At 66.9% G+C, this 15,670-nt stretch carries 16 protein-coding genes and 1 tRNA gene; 5 read left to right on the top strand and 12 right to left on the bottom strand.

What is annotated here, in order from left to right:
* The 11 genes from BDIM_RS11450 to folE all read right to left on the bottom strand — a co-directional run bounded on the left by BDIM_RS11450 (position 1) and on the right by folE (position 11,132).
* Positions 1-396 (bottom strand): MAPEG family protein, encoded by a 396-nt coding sequence (locus tag BDIM_RS11450; protein ID WP_371125976.1) that lies wholly within the window; start codon positions 394-396, stop codon positions 1-3.
* A 2-nt stretch (positions 397-398) separates the two neighbouring features.
* Positions 399-2,180 carry a M14 family metallopeptidase gene (locus tag BDIM_RS11445; protein ID WP_003165762.1) on the bottom strand — a complete coding sequence of 594 codons (1,782 nt, stop codon included), beginning with the start codon at positions 2,178-2,180 and terminating at the stop codon, positions 399-401.
* 157 nt (positions 2,181-2,337) lie between these two features.
* A complete protein-coding gene (locus BDIM_RS11440; protein WP_003165761.1) occupies positions 2,338-3,267 on the bottom strand; it encodes a DUF3829 domain-containing protein in 930 nt (309 codons plus the stop codon).
* A gap of 116 nt (positions 3,268-3,383) precedes the next feature.
* On the bottom strand, positions 3,384-4,928 hold the full coding sequence (locus tag BDIM_RS11435) for a UbiD family decarboxylase (protein ID WP_040345888.1): 1,545 nt from the start codon (positions 4,926-4,928) through the stop codon (positions 3,384-3,386).
* Between the two features lie 46 nt (positions 4,929-4,974).
* Positions 4,975-5,223 (bottom strand): helix-turn-helix domain-containing protein, encoded by a 249-nt coding sequence (locus tag BDIM_RS11430; protein WP_040345886.1) that lies wholly within the window; start codon positions 5,221-5,223, stop codon positions 4,975-4,977.
* 40 nt (positions 5,224-5,263) lie between these two features.
* A complete protein-coding gene (locus tag BDIM_RS11425) occupies positions 5,264-6,118 on the bottom strand; it encodes an aldo/keto reductase (protein WP_040345883.1) in 855 nt (284 codons plus the stop codon).
* A gap of 46 nt (positions 6,119-6,164) precedes the next feature.
* A complete protein-coding gene (locus tag BDIM_RS11420; RefSeq protein WP_003165757.1) occupies positions 6,165-7,031 on the bottom strand; it encodes an alpha/beta hydrolase family protein in 867 nt (288 codons plus the stop codon).
* 50 nt (positions 7,032-7,081) lie between these two features.
* Positions 7,082-7,879, bottom strand: a complete 798-nt coding sequence (locus BDIM_RS11415; protein WP_003165756.1) for a hypothetical protein — start codon at positions 7,877-7,879, stop codon at positions 7,082-7,084.
* A gap of 23 nt (positions 7,880-7,902) precedes the next feature.
* The gene (locus BDIM_RS11410) at positions 7,903-9,744 is read right to left on the bottom strand and encodes a gamma-glutamyltransferase family protein (RefSeq protein WP_003165755.1); all 1,842 of its coding nucleotides are present in this window, start codon (positions 9,742-9,744) and stop codon (positions 7,903-7,905) included.
* A gap of 135 nt (positions 9,745-9,879) precedes the next feature.
* Positions 9,880-10,320, bottom strand: coding sequence for a biopolymer transporter ExbD (locus BDIM_RS11405; RefSeq protein WP_003165754.1), 441 nt, complete (start codon positions 10,318-10,320; stop codon positions 9,880-9,882).
* A gap of 197 nt (positions 10,321-10,517) precedes the next feature.
* The gene (folE, locus tag BDIM_RS11400) at positions 10,518-11,132 is read right to left on the bottom strand and encodes a GTP cyclohydrolase I FolE (RefSeq protein WP_003165753.1); all 615 of its coding nucleotides are present in this window, start codon (positions 11,130-11,132) and stop codon (positions 10,518-10,520) included.
* A 140-nt stretch (positions 11,133-11,272) separates the two neighbouring features.
* On the opposite strand from folE, the gene cysS reads away from it, so the two are divergent.
* On the top strand, positions 11,273-12,679 hold the full coding sequence (gene cysS / locus BDIM_RS11395) for a cysteine--tRNA ligase (protein WP_003165752.1): 1,407 nt from the start codon (positions 11,273-11,275) through the stop codon (positions 12,677-12,679).
* A 153-nt stretch (positions 12,680-12,832) separates the two neighbouring features.
* Here the strand turns inward: cysS and BDIM_RS11390 are convergent, their stop codons facing one another.
* Positions 12,833-14,119 carry a lytic murein transglycosylase gene (locus BDIM_RS11390; RefSeq protein ID WP_003165751.1) on the bottom strand — a complete coding sequence of 429 codons (1,287 nt, stop codon included), beginning with the start codon at positions 14,117-14,119 and terminating at the stop codon, positions 12,833-12,835.
* 150 nt (positions 14,120-14,269) lie between these two features.
* Between BDIM_RS11390 and BDIM_RS17600 the strand changes: the two genes are divergently transcribed.
* From BDIM_RS17600 to BDIM_RS11375, 4 genes are all read left to right on the top strand, one after another.
* Positions 14,270-14,346: transfer RNA gene (locus tag BDIM_RS17600), tRNA-Ala, on the top strand.
* Positions 14,347-14,473: 127 nt separating this feature from the next.
* A complete protein-coding gene (gene ykgO / locus BDIM_RS11385) occupies positions 14,474-14,599 on the top strand; it encodes a type B 50S ribosomal protein L36 (protein WP_003165750.1) in 126 nt (41 codons plus the stop codon).
* 261 nt (positions 14,600-14,860) lie between these two features.
* Positions 14,861-15,133 (top strand): nucleoid-associated protein GapR, encoded by a 273-nt coding sequence (gene gapR / locus BDIM_RS11380; protein ID WP_003165749.1) that lies wholly within the window; start codon positions 14,861-14,863, stop codon positions 15,131-15,133.
* Positions 15,134-15,234: 101 nt separating this feature from the next.
* Entirely contained in the window at positions 15,235-15,549 is a 315-nt protein-coding gene (locus tag BDIM_RS11375) for a hypothetical protein (protein WP_040345878.1), read from the top strand.
* Positions 15,550-15,670 lie beyond the last annotated feature (121 nt).

Genomic DNA, 15,670 nt, shown 5'->3' with positions numbered 1-15,670 from the left:
TCAGAGGATCGACCAGGCGATCAGGCTGACGGCCGCGACCAGCAGCGCCAGCCAGGTCAGGATCATGCCGACCGAACGGCCCAGCGACGGGCCTTCCTGGAACAGCAGGCCCAGGGCGTGGATCACCCGTCCGGCGAACAGCATCCCGCCGACCGCATGGATCAGCATGGCCGGGGCGCCGAGGAAGGCCAGCAGGATCAGGCCGCACATCCCGGCCGGGATGTACTCGGCCGCATTGGAGAAGGCGCGGGTGGCGCAGACCAGTTCGCGCACCCCGCCGTCGCCGAACTCGACCAGATGCTGACGACGGCGCCGCACCACCACGCCCGACAGGACGAACAGCAGCAGGATCAGCAGACCGCCCCACAGGGCGGCGGCCTGAATGGTCGGGATCAAGCTCAATTCTCACGCCCCACGGGATAGAGGCGATAGCGCTGGTCGTAGAAGGGCGTGCGCTCATAGAACCAGGCCAGACGCGCGTCGCCGTCGGCGGCGAAGGCGGGGTCGGCGGCCAGCTCGGCCTCGAATTCGGCCTTCAGCGCCGGATCGGCGGCCAGCATCTTCTCGGCCAGCGGGGCGATGGCGTAGGCCTCGATGTATTCGACGCGGTTCAGCACCTCGGGGAACATTCCCCAGGCGAAGAAGCTCTCGTTCGACTGCGGCTCCAGCAGCAGGATGGCGACGTCGCCCATCGGCTGATCGGTCGGCACGCGGACGGAGCCGATGGGGAAGGTCCAGTCGTGGGCCTCGGGCCGGACCTCGCTGACCGAGATCGGCACATGGCCTTCGTTGGTGCGGCCCGACACCTTGGGATCGACAAGGCGCAGCATGTCGACGGCGACGGTGCGCGGGGCGTCCAGCGTCTCCATCTGCACGCCGTGGACGCGCAGGCGCTCGATCACGTCCTGACGATAGGACGGCACCCAATAGGCGGTCGGCCGCTTCAGCGTCAGCGTCGGGTGCGAGCCGTAGAAGGGCATGGGCCACAGTTCGGCGTCCGGCTGGCCCAGCCAGCGGATTTCGGGGCGGCCCGAGGCGATGCTGTCGAAGGTCTCATAGCGGATGCCCTTGAAGGGGCGGGTGTGCGAGGGCGTGTCGTCGCTGTCGAAATTGGCGGGCAGTTCGGCGGGACGCAGGGCGCGGTCGGCGGCGATGGCGGCGCGCAGGTCGCCGGACTTTTCGGCCAGCAGCTTCAGCGCCTGTTCGAGGAAGACATAGGTTCCGAGCACCCGCTGTTCATGCGGCTTCAGGCTGTGGTTCTCGATCAGTATGGTCGGGACGTGCGCCGCCGAGCCCCAGCCGTTCGAGAAGCGCTCGCCCAGACCGCCGTCGTTCAGCCCCTTCTTCGGGTCGCGGTCGTCGATGGCGAAGACCAGTTCTCCGGGGATGTGGCCTTGAGCCTCCAGCGCCGCATACATGGCGGGCTTGAAGGCGGCGTCCAGCCACTTCGCGATGGCCGGGCTGCGGCTCCAGACGCCGTCCTCGCCGTTGTAGCCGAAGGTGACGTCGTATTGATAATCGATGCCGTCGGTGACGTGGATGTCGACGTAGAGGTCCGGCTGATACTTGTGGATCAGGCCCATGACGGCCTGCATCTCGGCCTGATCCAGCTTCATGAAGTCGCGGTTCAGGTTCTGGTTGGTCGCCGTGTGGCGCCAGCCCTGGATACGCGGCCCGCGCTGGTTGGGGCGGGAATAGGCGCCCGCGCGCTCGTGCCCGTCGACGCTGAGGATCGGGATCAGGATCAGGTTGGCCCGGTCCAGCAGGCCGTCTTTTCCGTAAAAGGCGATGTCGCGCAGCAGCATCATGCCCGCGTCCTTGCCGTCGATCTCGCCCGGGTGGATGCCGGCCTGGGCCAGCAGGACGGGCTTGGACGGATCGAAGGCCGCGCCATCCTTGGAGGCGATCACGGCGTAGATCGGGCGGCCTTCCGGCGAGGTTCCGAACTGTTCGATGCGGATCAGGTCGCTGGCGGCGTCCAGTTTGTCGAACCAGGCGCGGGTGTCGGCGTAGTTGGGTGAGAAGTCATGCGCCGCATCGGCCTCGAACGCCGTGACCCAGGGATCGGCGGCGCCTCGCAGCAGGGCGCGGCTGGGGCCGTCCCAGGCGGGAGCGGGCGGCAGGAAGGCCTGGTCCCACGGGGCTTCGTTGGGAACGGAAGCGGACGGGGTCTGGGACATGGCGGGGCTCGCGAGACAAACTAGGGCGGCGACGGCCGCTGTGACGAAACGGTCTAGGCGCATAGGCCCTTCGTGATCCGATCACAGCCGTCTGGCAACCCCGGCGCAGTTCGCGAGAAGCGCGTCCGGCCGCGCGTGACGGCCGGACGCAGGGTCGTTAAGCGGGCAGTTCCACGCGGTTCATGTTGCCGATCGCGCTGTTGTAGCTGTCCACGACCTGCTCGCGGTAGCCGTCGGCCCCGGTCTGCTTGAAGTCGCGATACTCGCCGATCATGCCACTGAGGTTGTCGGCGATGCTGTTCAGGGTGGACCGGTTGCGGCTGTCCGAGGGCATCTTGGCCTGTTCCTCGCGCAGCTTGGCGACGGAGGCCTCCAGATCGGGCAAGAGGCGGTCGGCTTCGGCCTTGTTGTCCTCCATCACCGCATTGGTGAAGAAGTCGGCCTTCTGCATGGCGTCCAGGACGCTGGCCTCGGCGGCGTGGCCGGCCTTGCGCATGGCTTCCATCTTCGCGGCGTTGCTGGCGCGTTGATATTCGGAAAGGGCGGCGTCGAGCGCCTCGATCCCGCTGACGCTGCCCTGATAGGCCTGCATCAGTGCGGGGTGCGCGCCCTTGGCCTTGGCCAGATTGTCTTCGCGATAGGCGCGGGACTCGAAGTAGGGGTCCAACGTGCGCCACTGGGCGAGAAGCGCCTCCAGTTGCGGGATCAGCTTGTCGACCGTCTCATCCGCCTTCTTGCCCTGATTGCCGCCGTTCAGGGCGCGGCCCTGCTTGAGCTTCTCGATCGCCCGTTCCAAATGGGAGATGTTCTCGGGGAAGTGCAGGGTCGCCGAAGCCGAGGCGTTGGGAATATCCAGCTTCTGATACTCGCCGTAGTATTTGGTCACGCCCCAGGGGTCGTCGATCAGCGCGTTGAAGGCGTCGATGTAGAGGCTCATCTTCTCTTGCGTGGCCTCGTTGCCCGCCGCCTGGGCGACCGATTTGGGCGCCGGATTCTCGGCGTTGCCCTTGCTGTCGCCGCACGCCGAAAGGCTGAGCGCGGCGGCGAGTGCGAGCGTGGCGACGCCGGCGCTGGTGCGTGAAATCATATGGATTCCCCTAAGCCGATCAGCGCGCCCCGAGCGTCGCCGTTCCTTCGGTCGGGAAACTGAACGCCGATCAGCCATTTGGGTTCTCTGGCGAGACGAGTTTTTGCAATCGGTTCCTAAAGACCGGTTCTGCGCTTCCAGATCGGCGCACCGTCGCCGGGCAGGCCGAGGCTGTCCCAGATGTCATTGACCCGCTCGACCACGGCCTCGTCCATGCGGATCTCCTCGCCCCATTCGCGCTTGGTCTCGGGCTCCCACTTGTCGGTGGCGTCCAGACCGATCTTGGAGCCCAGGCCGCTGTCGGGGCTGGCGAAGTCCAGATAGTCGATCGGGGTGTTCTCGATGACGGTGATGTCGCGCGCCGGGTCCATCTTGGTCGAGACGGCCCACATGACGTCCTTCCAGTCGCGGGCGTTGATGTCGTCGTCCACGACGATGATCCACTTGGTGTACATGAACTGCCGCAGATAGCTCCAGCAGCCCATCATCACCCGCTTGGCGTGGCCCGGATAGGCCTTCTTCATCGACACCACGGCGATGCGGTAGCTGCACCCCTCGGGCGGCAGCCAGAAGTCGGTGATCTCGGGGAACTGCTGGCGGATCAGGGGGATGAAGACCTCGTTCAGCGCCTCGCCCAGCACGGACGGCTCGTCCGGCGGGCGGCCGGTGAAGGTGGTCAGATAGATGGGGTCTTTGCGCATGGTGATGGCTGTCACCTGGAAGACCGGGAACTTCTCGACCGAGTTGTAGTAGCCGGTGTGGTCGCCGTAGGGGCCTTCGTCCTCGAACTCGTCCAGCAGGACGTGGCCTTCCAGCACGATCTCGGCCTGGGCCGGCACCATCAGCGGCACGGTCTTGCATGGGACCAGTTCGGCCTTGGAGCCGCGCATCAGGCCGGCGAACTGATATTCCGACAGGGTTTCCGGCACCGGGGTCACGGCGGCGAGGATGGTTCCCGGATCGGCGCCGAGCACGACGGCGCAGGGCAGGGGCTCGCGCTTGCCCGCCTTCTTGTGCCGGGCGTAGTGCTGGGCGCCGCCGCGATGGGCCAGCCAGCGCATGATGGCCTTGTCCTTGCCCAGCACCTGCATCCGATAGATGCCCAGGTTGAAGTCGTCCTCGCGGTCGTCCGACGGCCCCTTGGTCACGACCAGGCCCCAGGTGATCAGCGGCGCGGGCTCGCCCGGCCAGCAGCCCTGGATCGGCAGGGCGGTCAGGTCGATCTGATCGACCTTCAGCACCACCTCCTGCACCGGGGCCTTCTTCACTGTCTTGGGCCGCATGGACATGACGGTCTGGGCCAGCGGAAGCATCTCCATGGCGTCGCCCAGCCCGCGCGGCGGCGTCGGATTGCGCAGGAAGGCCAGCAGTTCGCCGACCTCGCGCAGTTCGCCCGCCGTGGTGCGTTGTTTGCCCTCCAGCGTCACGCCCATGGCGACCCGCTTCACCGTGCCGAACAGATTGGCCAGGCAGGGAATGGGGCTGATCGTGCCGTCGGGCATGACCGGCTTTTCGAACAGGACGGCCGGACCGCCGTTGCGAAGAAGGCGGGTCTGGATCTCGGTCATCTCCAGATGGGTGGAGACGGGTTCGGACACGCGGACCAGTTCGCCGTGGGCTTCGAGGGTCGCAAGAAAATCGCGCAGGGACTTGTAGGCCATGCGCTGACGCTTAGGCGGACATGCGCCGTCTGTCACGCGTCGGCGATCAATAGGCCGGGGCGTCGGACACCAGCGCCCACACCGGCAGGCGCAGGGCGCGGGTGGCGGCGTCCAACTGGGCGGAATCCAGATGCTCGCGGCCCGCCTCGACCCGGCGCAGGGCCTCGGGCGTCAGGTCGATGGCGGCGGCCAGGTCGTCGAAGGCCACGCCGCGCCGGTCGCGCCAGCGGCGGATGCGCGCGCCGACGACGGCGTCCATCGGATCAATCCCCGGAAAGCCCAGAACCGAACCCATGACGTCCTCCTCGGCGCATGCGCTCCAGAACCGTGTCGGATCAGGCATCCTGATCCCATTGGAAGGCCTCGTCCAGCCAGTCGCCGATGCGGCCGTCGGGGCGGGCCAGGGCGCTGATCCTCGCCATTTCGTCGGTCGACAGCTCAAAGTCGAAGATGCCGAAGTTCTCGGCCGCGCGGCTTTCCTTGGCGGTGCGCGGAATGGCGATGACGCCCTGCTGGATGATCCAGCGCAGGGTGATCTGGCCGTTGGTCTTGCCGTGCGCCCTGGCGATTTCGCCGATCACGGCGTCGTCGGCGATCTTGCCCTGGGCCAGCGGCGACCAGGCGGTGATGGACGACCCTAGATCGCGCGCCGTCTCGATCAGCGTCTTCTGCGACAGATAGGGGTGGTATTCGACCTGATTGGTGATCAGCGGCGCGCTCGACAGGGCGGCGGCCTCGCGGAACAGGGCCGAGGGGAAGTTGGACAGGCCGATGTTCCTGGTGAAGCCTTTTTCCTTCGCCTCGTTCAGGGCGTCGATGGTTTCCGTCAGCGCGGGCGTCGGCTTGGGCCAGTGCAGCAGCAGCAGGTCCGGCGTCAGGCCCAGGCTGAGGGCGGACTCTTCGGCCTGACGCAGCAGGGCGTCGTGCTGGAAATGCTCGACCCAGATCTTGGTGGTGACGAAGATGTCGTCGCGCGTGACGATCCCTTCGGCCACGGCGTCGGCGACGCCGTCGCCGACCGCCTTCTCGTTCTTGTAGATCCAGGCGGTGTCGATGTGGCGATAGCCGATGCGCAGGGCTTCACGCACCATGCGGCGGGCGTCGTCGGCCTCCAGCTGCCAGGTGCCGAAACCGAGCAGGGGAATCTCCACGCCCGAGGCGGTCACGGTCGGCTGATCGGAATAGGGCATGGGGGAGGCTCCGGTGGGAAGATGAGCCTGGGATATAGGCGCCCGCTCAGGCGTCGCCATTGTCCAGCCAGTGGAAAATCTGGTCCCACAACGGCTCCATCCCCTTGCGGAAGGCGCCTTCGTGGCCGATCCGCCGCGCGCCGAAGTCGCCGGGCGCATGGACGCTCATGTCCGAGCGGGCTTTGGGATAGACGCTCAACAGATCGCGCGCGGTGCTGGGCGTGGCGATGGGATCGTCGGTGAAGATCCACGACCGGATCGGCGCGGTCACGGCCTCATAATGATGCGGCCGCAGGCTGGTCTCCAGCTCCTTGGAGAAATACGCGCGCTTCATGCCCCAGCGCCGCCAGGTGGTGAAGACGCCGCGCGGCAGATCGGTCCCGGCCCACAGGCCGCCGCCCTTGATATAACCGTGCCGCATCAGGCTGAACGGGCCGAAGCCCAGCCAGAAGAACAGCTCCATTGGATTGTAGCTGCGATGGTGCCCGCCCCACCAGCCGGTCCCGACCGAGACGAAGGCGTGCCGCTCGATCCGGTCGTGATTGGGCATGAAGCCGAGGAAATGGCCGCCGACGCTGTGGCCGACATGGACGACGCGCAGGTCCGGCGCCGCCTCGATCAGGGCGTCCAGGGCGGCGGGTATGTCCAACCGTCCCCAGTCGGGATAGTCGATGGTCGAGCCCTTCAGATCATCCGGCCGCGACCCGGCGATGCCCCGGAAATCATAGGTCAGCACCGCCGCGCCCCGCTCGGCCAGATAGCGAGCGAACCGCTCGTAAAAGCCCTTGGGAAAGCCCGTGCCGGATGACACCAGCACGGCGAGGCGCGGCTCTGCGGCCGACACCAGCCGCATCGACAGCGGATAACCGTCGGCGGCCGGGGCGATGAAGTCGCGCGTGACGAGATCGGTCATAGGTCCGTCCTGTTTGGAAACGAACTCTAGCCGATTGACGTGGCGTCAGGTCAAGGCTTTGCGGGGGCGGACGCCGTGGTCGGGCCCAGCGCCAGCAGGCCGTCAAACTTGCCATCCTGTTGCGATGCGAGAATGACGCCGCGCGTTTCGGAATCGTCGACCTCGGGAGCGGGTGCGGCGCCGCAGTCGTCACGACACATCCAGGCCTCGCCGCCTTGCTGGGCGACGCTGAGAGACAAGGTTTCCTCAGGCCGGATATGGGCGGCGGCGGGCAGGCCCACCGGCGAACCCACGCGGCGAATCTTCTCGGCATGGACCCGCCCGACCAGCGCCAGAAGGCGAGAGTGAGGCTGGGCCATGGCCTGACGGCTCCATAGAACCGCCCGATCCATTTCCGCATAGGATTGACGGAAACCTTCGACACGCGGGCTGTTCGGGACTGAGGCGACCACGGTCATATCGGCGGCCTCCCGCAGCATGGCGCGCAATCTCAGCAGTAAGTCCAGCATGGCCTCGCTGCCGCGTCCGTCATGATGGACGAAGGGGCCGTGCGCATAGGCGGCGAGCGCCGCACGCGCCTCGGCTTCGGTGTCGGCCTCCATGAAGGCGTCCAGCGTCGGTTGAAACTCGACCGGATACTCCAGAGAGACGACGACCGGCCCCTGTTCCAGCGCCGCGCAGACTAGGTCGGCGAAGGCGGCGGGGGCCTCGACCGTGCCGTGCGTCTCGCCGACGAAGACATAGCGGACGTCGTCGCGCCACAGGGCCTCGGACCCTGCGACGGGACGACAACCGTCGGACCAGTCAAAAGCCGATAGCAGACCGGCGGCGATGAGGGCGGCGATCATGGGCGTCTCCTGACTGGGCCGGATCAATAGGCCAGGGCGTTGCCGTCCTTGCGCATCTCGGTCGCCGCGCCGTAGGTCCAGCGGCCCTGTTCGTTGATCTGCTTCATCACGTTCTGATAGCCGCCGAAGCCGCCGTCGGGCGGGCCCAGATCCCAGCCCATGGCGGACAGTTGCTGCTTGGTCGCTTCGGGCACGCCGGATTCAAGATGCAGCTTGCCCACGCCCTCGGCCGGTTGGCCGGTCGGCTCGGACGAGCCGTAGTGCTGCCAGCGCGGGCTGTCGCCGGCTTCCTGCGGGTCGAGGCCGTAGTCGACCATGTTGATGATGATCTGGGCCTGTCCCTGCGGCTGCATGCCGCCGCCCATGACGCCATAGGCCATCCACGGCTCTCCGTCCTTGCAGGCGAAGCCGGGGATGATGGTGTGGAAGGGGCGCTTGCCCGGCGCATAGACGTTGGCGTGGCCGTCGCTCAGGGCGAACAGCTCGCCGCGATTCTGGAACATGAAGCCCAGCGTCCGGCCGTCCGGGCCGTCGGGCGTCAGGCCGCCGCCCATGCCGCGATAGTTGGACTGGATCCAGCTGACCATCATGCCGTCGCTGTCGGCGACGCTGAAGTAGGTGGTGTCGCCCTGCGTCGGCGCATCGCCGGGGAAGACGCGGTCCATGACGCGGTCGGGGCGGATCAGTTTCGCCCGTTCGGCGGCGTAGGCCTTGGAGTTCAGCCAGGCGGTCGGGGCCTTGGCGAAGCGCTCGTCGGCGAAGTAGCGGGCGCGGTCCTCGAAGGCCAGCCGCTTGGCCTCGGCCTGGACGTGGATCGAGGCGGCCGACTGGAAGCCCATGGCCTTCAGGTCGAACTGTTCGCAGATGTTCAGGATCTGGTTGGTCGACAGCCCTTGGGTGTTCGGCCCCAGGGAATAGACCTCGACCCCGCGATAGGTGGTCATCAGCGGCTCGACCCATTCGGTGCGGTGGGCGGCCAGGTCGGCGCGGGTCATCCAGCCGCCGATACGCTTGAAATAGCGCTCGATGTGGTCGGCGATCACCCCGTCATAGAAGGCGTCGCGGCCGCCCTCGGCGATCATGCGGTAGGTGCGGCCGAGGTCCGGGTTGGCGAAGATTTCCCCCGTTTTCGGCGTGCGGCCGCCGGTCAGCCAGACCTTCTTGCGGTTGTCGTTCTCTTCGATCGTCGCGGCGCTCTTGTCGAAGTTGGCCATGCCGCGTTCGAGATAGTAGGCCACGACTTGCGGCACCGGCACGCCCTGTTCGCACAGTTCGGCGACGGGCAGCAGGACGTCCTTCCACGGCAGCTTGCCGTAGCGCTGGTGCGCGCTCCACCAGGCGTCGACCGTGCCGGGGACATTGACCGTGACGGCGCCGTAGCGGGGCAGGTAGCCGTCCGGCCCGGCCTTGGATCGCGCGGTCGCCAGCGACAGGCCGCGCGGGCTGGCGCCTGAGCCGTTGAAGCCGACGACCTTCTTCTGCGCCGGATCCCACATCAGGCAGAAGGCGTCGCCGCCGATGCCGTTGGCGGTCGGCTCCAGGAAGCCCAGGGCGGCGTTGATGGCGATGGCGGCGTCGATGGCCGAGCCGCCGCGTCGCAGGGTGTCCAGGCCGATCAGGGTGGCGGCCGGATGGGCCGTGGCCGCGGCGCCGTTCGCGCCCCAGACGGTCGAGCGGCCGACGAAGCGCGGCCCGGTGATGCGGTCGCCGATGCCGACGCCGGCGTAGGGGTCTGGCGCAGGGGCGGGCTGGACAGAGGCCGGATTGGCGGAAGGCGTGGCGGCGTTCGGCGCCTGCTGGGCGCTGGCGGCCCCCGCCATCAGGGCTCCGGCGGGCAGGGCGGACAGGAAGGTACGGCGACGCATGATGATTTACTCCCCCTCATTCGAGGCGCGCATTGAGGCTGGAACAGGGGGAGGGCGCAAGCGGTCGATGGCTGACGGGCAAAGAAAAAGGGTCGCCGAGGCGACCCTTTTCCAGACTGTCGATTACCGACCGTCTCAGGTGATGTCTTCGTTCAGGAGGCCGACCTTGTAGAAGCCGTTTTCCTGAAGCTTGTTCATGACTTCCATGAACTGGTTGTACTTCACTTCCGGCTGAGCGCGGACGAAGACGCGTTCTTCACGGCAGTCGGTGGCCACGGCCTGGGCGGCGCACACGTCAGCCGTCAGCTTGGCGATCGTGGTTTCCGTCTCGGCGATGTAGAGCGAGCCGTTTTCCTGAATGGTGATGTAGACCGGCTCTTTCGGCTTCTCGGCGTCCGGCGCCGGCGGCGTCGCGGGCGGCAGGTCCAGCTTGATCGACACGGTAGCCATCGGCGCCGCGACCATGAAGATGATCAGCAGCACGAGCATGATGTCAACGAACGGCGTGACGTTGATGTCCGCGTTCTGTTGCGCCAGCTTGCCGCCGCCACCGCCTGAGGAAAGTTTCGCGCCCATTACGCCCTCGTCTCCATCAAGATCCGCACCCTCCGGCGGACCACACTGAAAGTCTGGCTCGTCTCTTGGCGTCCTGAAGCAGGCTTGTAAAGCCGTCGAATGCGAGGAAATGACGCCGCAGGGGAATAAGATTGCGAATTCGGCGCAGGGCCGCCCTGGCCGCGATCAATTCAGCCCCGGATTCCCGTCTCTGACTCTCAGCCTCGGGCCAGCTTGAGGAATCGCTCGGCCAGGGCCGGGTCGTTCTTGAAGGCGCCGGTGAAGCGGGTGGTGATGGTCGAGACGTGGCGGTGATGCACGCCGCGCGTCGTCATGCACTGGTGCGCCGCATCGACCAGCACGGCCACGCCCCTGGGCTGCAGGTGCGATTCGATGGCGTCGATGATGTCGTTGGTCAGGGTCTCCTGGTTCTGGAGACGGCGTGCGAAGATCTCGACCACGCGCGCCAGCTTGGAGATGCCGACCACCTTCTCGCCCGGCAGATAGGCGACGTAGGCCTTGCCCAGGAAGGGGGCCAGGTGGTGCTCGCAGTGGCTCTCGACCTCGATGTCGCGCAGGATGACCATGTCGTCATAGCCGGTCACGTCCTCGAAGGTGCGCGACAGCTCCTTGCCCGCATCGGCGTCATAGCCGTCGAACCATTCGCCATAGGCGTCGACCACGCGCTTGGGCGTGTCCAGCAGGCCGGGACGGTCGGGGTTGTCGCCGGCCCAGGCGATCAGGGTGCGCACGGCCTCCAGAGCCTGTTCGCGGCTGGGACGCTGCGGCGCCTCATTGGCGACGAGGACGGGCTTGGCGGGGGTGCTGCTCATGAAACGATCCGGCGGCGGCGAGAGCGCCTGTTCAGAATACAAATATATATGGACTTGGGCGCGCGGCCCTGACTGTCTATCAGGCCGCTATATGGGACACCTCCTCAGTCCCGCAAGAAAACTCGCAAAAGACCTGACCCATGGCCCTGCACATCCACGACACCCTGCGCCGTGAAAAGCGCCTGTTCGAGCCGCGCGATCCGAACCGGGTGAGCCTCTATGTCTGCGGCCCGACGGTCTATGACTACGCCCATATCGGCAACGCCCGCCCGCCGGTGGTGTTCGACGTGCTGGTGCGCCTGCTGCGCCGCACCTATGGCGCGGACAAGGTGGTCTACGCCCGCAACGTCACTGACGTGGATGACAAGATCAACGCCAAGGCCGCCAAGGAAGGCGTCGCCATCGGCGAGATCACGGCGCGCTATGAGGCCGCCTATCTGGCCGACATGGGCCTGCTGAACGTCTCGCCGCCCGACATCGCCCCGCACGTCACCGACTACATCGAGGCGATCACCAGGCAGATCCAGGCCATCATCGACGCCGGCTGCGCCTATGCCGCCGAGGGCCATGTGCTGTTCGACGTGTCGTCCTATCCGTCTTACGGCGCGCTGTCGGGGCGCAATCTGGACGACATGATCGCCGGCGCCCGCGTCGAGGTCGCGCCCTACAAGAAGAACCCGCACGACTTCGTGCTGTGGAAGCCGTCCAAGGCGGACGAGCCGTCCTGGCCCTCGCCGTGGGGCGAGGGGCGTCCGGGCTGGCACATCGAATGCTCGGCCATGATCGAGGAGACGCTGGGCCTGCCCATCGACATCCACGGCGGCGGCATCGACCTGGTCTTCCCGCACCACGAGAATGAGATCGCGCAAGGGGTCTGCGCCCACGGCCACGCCCACGGCGAGGAGGCGCACGACGAATACGCCCGCTACTGGATGCACAACGGCTTCCTGACCGTGGACGCCGAGAAGATGTCCAAGTCGATCGGCAACGTCCTGCTGCTGCACGATCTGGTGCAGGCCATGCCGGGCGAGGTGGTGCGCTGGGCCCTGCTGAGCGCCCACTATCGTCAGCCGCTGGACTGGAACCAGACCTTGCTGGAGCAGAGCCGCAAGAACCTGGATCGCCTCTACGGCGCCCTGCACCGCGCGGCCGGGGTCGAGGCGGCGGAGGTCGAGCCGCCGGTCGAGTTCATGAAGTCCATCGAGGACGACCTGAACACGCCGGGCGCCATGGCGGCCCTGTTCGCCCTGTCCAGCGACATCGAACGCGGCATGACGGCGGGCGACGAAGGCGCGGTGGCCGAGGCCAAGGGGCGGCTGATCGCGGCGGCTTCGATCCTGGGCGTGCTTCAGGCCGATCCGGCGGAGTGGTTCTCGGGCGTCGACGAGGGGCTGAAGGCCGAGGTCGAGGGCCTGCTGGAGCAACGCGCCGCCGCTCGCACGGCCAAGAACTGGGCCGAGGCCGACCGCATCCGCGACCGGCTGAACGAACTGAACGTCGTTGTCATGGACGGCCCGCAAGGCGCGACCTGGCGGATGAAGGGCTGAGGCTTCCTTCTCCCCTTGTGGGAGAAGGTGGCAGGCGAAGCCTGACGGATGAGGGGTTGCGGGACGTTAGCCTCGCAATCCTTGCATCCGGTTTCGGAGAGACCCCTCATCCGGCCCTGACGGGCCACCTTCTCCTACAAGGGGAGATGGACGCTATCGCGCCCGGCGGATGAGTTCATCCGCCAGCACGTCGGTCAGATAGCCGTCCGCCGTCCGTCCGTTGGCCTGTTGCCAGCGGCGCAGGGCGGCGCGGGTGTTGGAGCCGATGACGCCGTCGACCCCTTGCGTGTCGAAGCCCATGCGGGTCAGGGCCTGCTGGGCGCCGATTCTCTGATCCCGCGTCAGGGGGCCGTCGTTGGGCCAGGAGGCCTTCAGCGCAGGCTTGCCCGCCACCCCGTCAGCGATCATGCCGATGGCCAGGGCGTAGCTGACCGAGTTGTTGTAGCGGCGGATGACGTAGTGGTTGGGCAGGGCCAGGAAGGCCGGGCCCTTGGCGCCCTGCGGCAGCAGGATGGCCGCGCCCTCGGCCGCCTCGGCGCTGTTGGGCGAGGAGCCGTCGGCCAGACGCACGCCGCGCGCGGTCCAGTAAGACCAGGGATGTTTCGGCCCCTCGGCCTGGCTGTAGTCAAAGTTGGAGGGCAGGGTGACTTCATAGGCCCAGCCCTGGCCGCGCTTCCAGCCCGCCTGGGCCAGCAGATTCGCCGCCGAGGCCAGGGCGTCGGCGTCCGAGCCCCAGATGTCGACCTTGCCGTCGCCGTTCTGATCGACGCCCAGCCGCAGATAGTTGTCCGGCATGAACTGGGTCTGGCCCATGGCCCCGGCCCAGCTGCCTTTCAGCCCCGCGCGGTCGCGCTTGCCCGTCACCACGATGTCGAGGGCGTGTTTCAGCTGATCCTCGGCCCAGGCGCGGCGGCGGCCGTCATAGGCCAGGGTCGCCAGCGAGCGGATGACGTCGAAATCGCCCTGAACCTGGCCGAAGGCGCTTTCCTGCGCCCAGACGCCCAGCAGGATTTCGGTCGGCACGCCGTACTTCTGGGTCACGTCCCACGGCACGCGATCGACGCGCTGGCGCGCCATGGCGATTCGCGCCGGAGTGGTGGCGTTCTGGATGTAGACCCCGGCGGGGCGAGAGAATTCGGGCTGGTTGCGGTCCAGGCGGATGATGCTGGGGTTCGGCGTCACGCTCTCCAGCTCGCGGGCGTACTCCCATTTGCGGGCGCCGCCGTGGCGCTCCAGGAAGCTCTGCTTCCAGGCGTCGAAGCTGGCGTGGTCGTAGGCCTCGCTGAGATCCGTCTGGGCGGGCGGGGGCGTGGGGGCTGGCGTGGCGGGCGCAGGCTCGACCACGGGCGGCGGCGCAGGCTGTGGCTGCGGCGGCGTGGGAACCATGGGGGTGCAGGCGGCGACCGAACCCAACAACAGAAGACGATAAGCGATACGCATAGTCACAGGCTAACGCCCCCGAATTCCACGACCAATCACAAGCGCGCGAAGGTCCGATGAGTTTCCGTGATAAGGGTGAAAGCGCCGTTAACCATTCTTGCAAGCAGGCGGTTAATCAGCCGAATTTACATTGCAGCGTTCCCTGAGCACGGCCTGGTGGCGGAGGGGCGACGCGCCGGACGTGCAAGTCCGGAGATCCTCCGTTCGACTCGGGGGCCAGGCCTCCAGCGGATTCCCCGCGCGGAATGTTGACGAAAGGCGAAGGCCTCTCTATACGACCGCCTCCGCCGCAGGTTCGCCCGCGGCTCTTTTGTTTTACTCGCCCTCACGGGCCTCCAACCGGGACGTCCGACCATGAAGGTCCGTAGCTCGCTGAAGTCGCTGAAGGGTCGCCACCGCGACTGCAAGATCGTTCGCCGCAAGGGCGTTCTGTACGTCATCAACAAGACCGACCCGCGCTTCAAAGCCAAGCAAGGCTGATCAGGCGTGATCGGCGCGCCCCGCCTTTCGCGGGCGAGGCGCGCGCCGACCGTCGGTGGATGGGATGACTATCCACAGGGCCGCGGGCGTTGTCCGCGGCTTTTTCGCGTCCGGCGTTGAGCGCAGGCTCGCGTCTGACTAGTGATTCTTTTCCAAGTCGTCCCAATGGCCCTCGGCCTGCTTGAGGACGTGCTTTTTCTTGCCCTAACGGCTTTTGGCCTGCTTGAGGGCGCAGCTTGATTTGAGTTCTGGAGTTCAGTCATGGACGACGCTTCCTTCGACGCCAGCCCCGACGTCCTGACCGCCACGGCCCAGGGCCGTCTTCGCTCGATCATCGAACGCCTGGAGCGCCTCGAAGAGGACAAGCAGGCCGTCATGGTCGACATGAAGGAGGTCTTCGCCGAGGCCAAGGGCGAAGGCTATGACGTCAAGGTGCTGCGCAAGGTTCTGCGCCTGCGCAAGCAGGACAAGGCCAAGCGTCAGGAAGAAGAAGCGATTCTGGACCTCTACCTCTCGGCTCTCGGCGAGATCTGAGGGAGGCGGGCCTGAAGCGCACGCCCTTCAAGCCCTCCGGCGACGGCCCTTCACGCTCCAGCAGCCTGAAGGGCGGCGGCGCCCTTAAAACCAAACCTTCTCTGAGCCCCTGGGAGCAGCAGAAGGAGGCGGCGAAACGATCCGCGCTCAATGCCCTGAAACGCGCCCGCCGCTCGGCAGAGAAGGCGGGCGTTTCCCTGTCCGAATGGGAGGGGGAGTTCCTCGATTCGGTGGGCGAGCGAATCCAGACCCATGGCCGCGCCTTCGCCGACCCGGAAAAGGGCGCGCCGGGGCAGGCGCTGTCGGCCATGCAGGGCCGCAAGCTGAAAGAGATCACGGCCAAGGCCAAGGGCGAACCGCGTCGATTCGGGCGACGCCGGAAAGAAAGCCAGTCGACGCCCGATGAGGTTGAATGAAGCCCGCAACCGTTCAGCTTGGCCGTGCGTTGCGTCTGCGGATATCCAAGCCTCTTGAGAGGGAAGACTAATGAAACCCTTCGCCCCCGCCGTCCTGACCGGCGGTCTTCTGAGTTTGAGC

The sequence above is a fragment of the Brevundimonas diminuta ATCC 11568 genome (assembly GCF_000204035.1).
In the GTDB taxonomy this organism is placed as follows: Bacteria; Pseudomonadota; Alphaproteobacteria; order Caulobacterales; family Caulobacteraceae; genus Brevundimonas; species Brevundimonas diminuta.
Note: the sequence above shows the minus strand (reverse complement) of the source record. Positions and strands in the feature narration are given on the sequence as shown.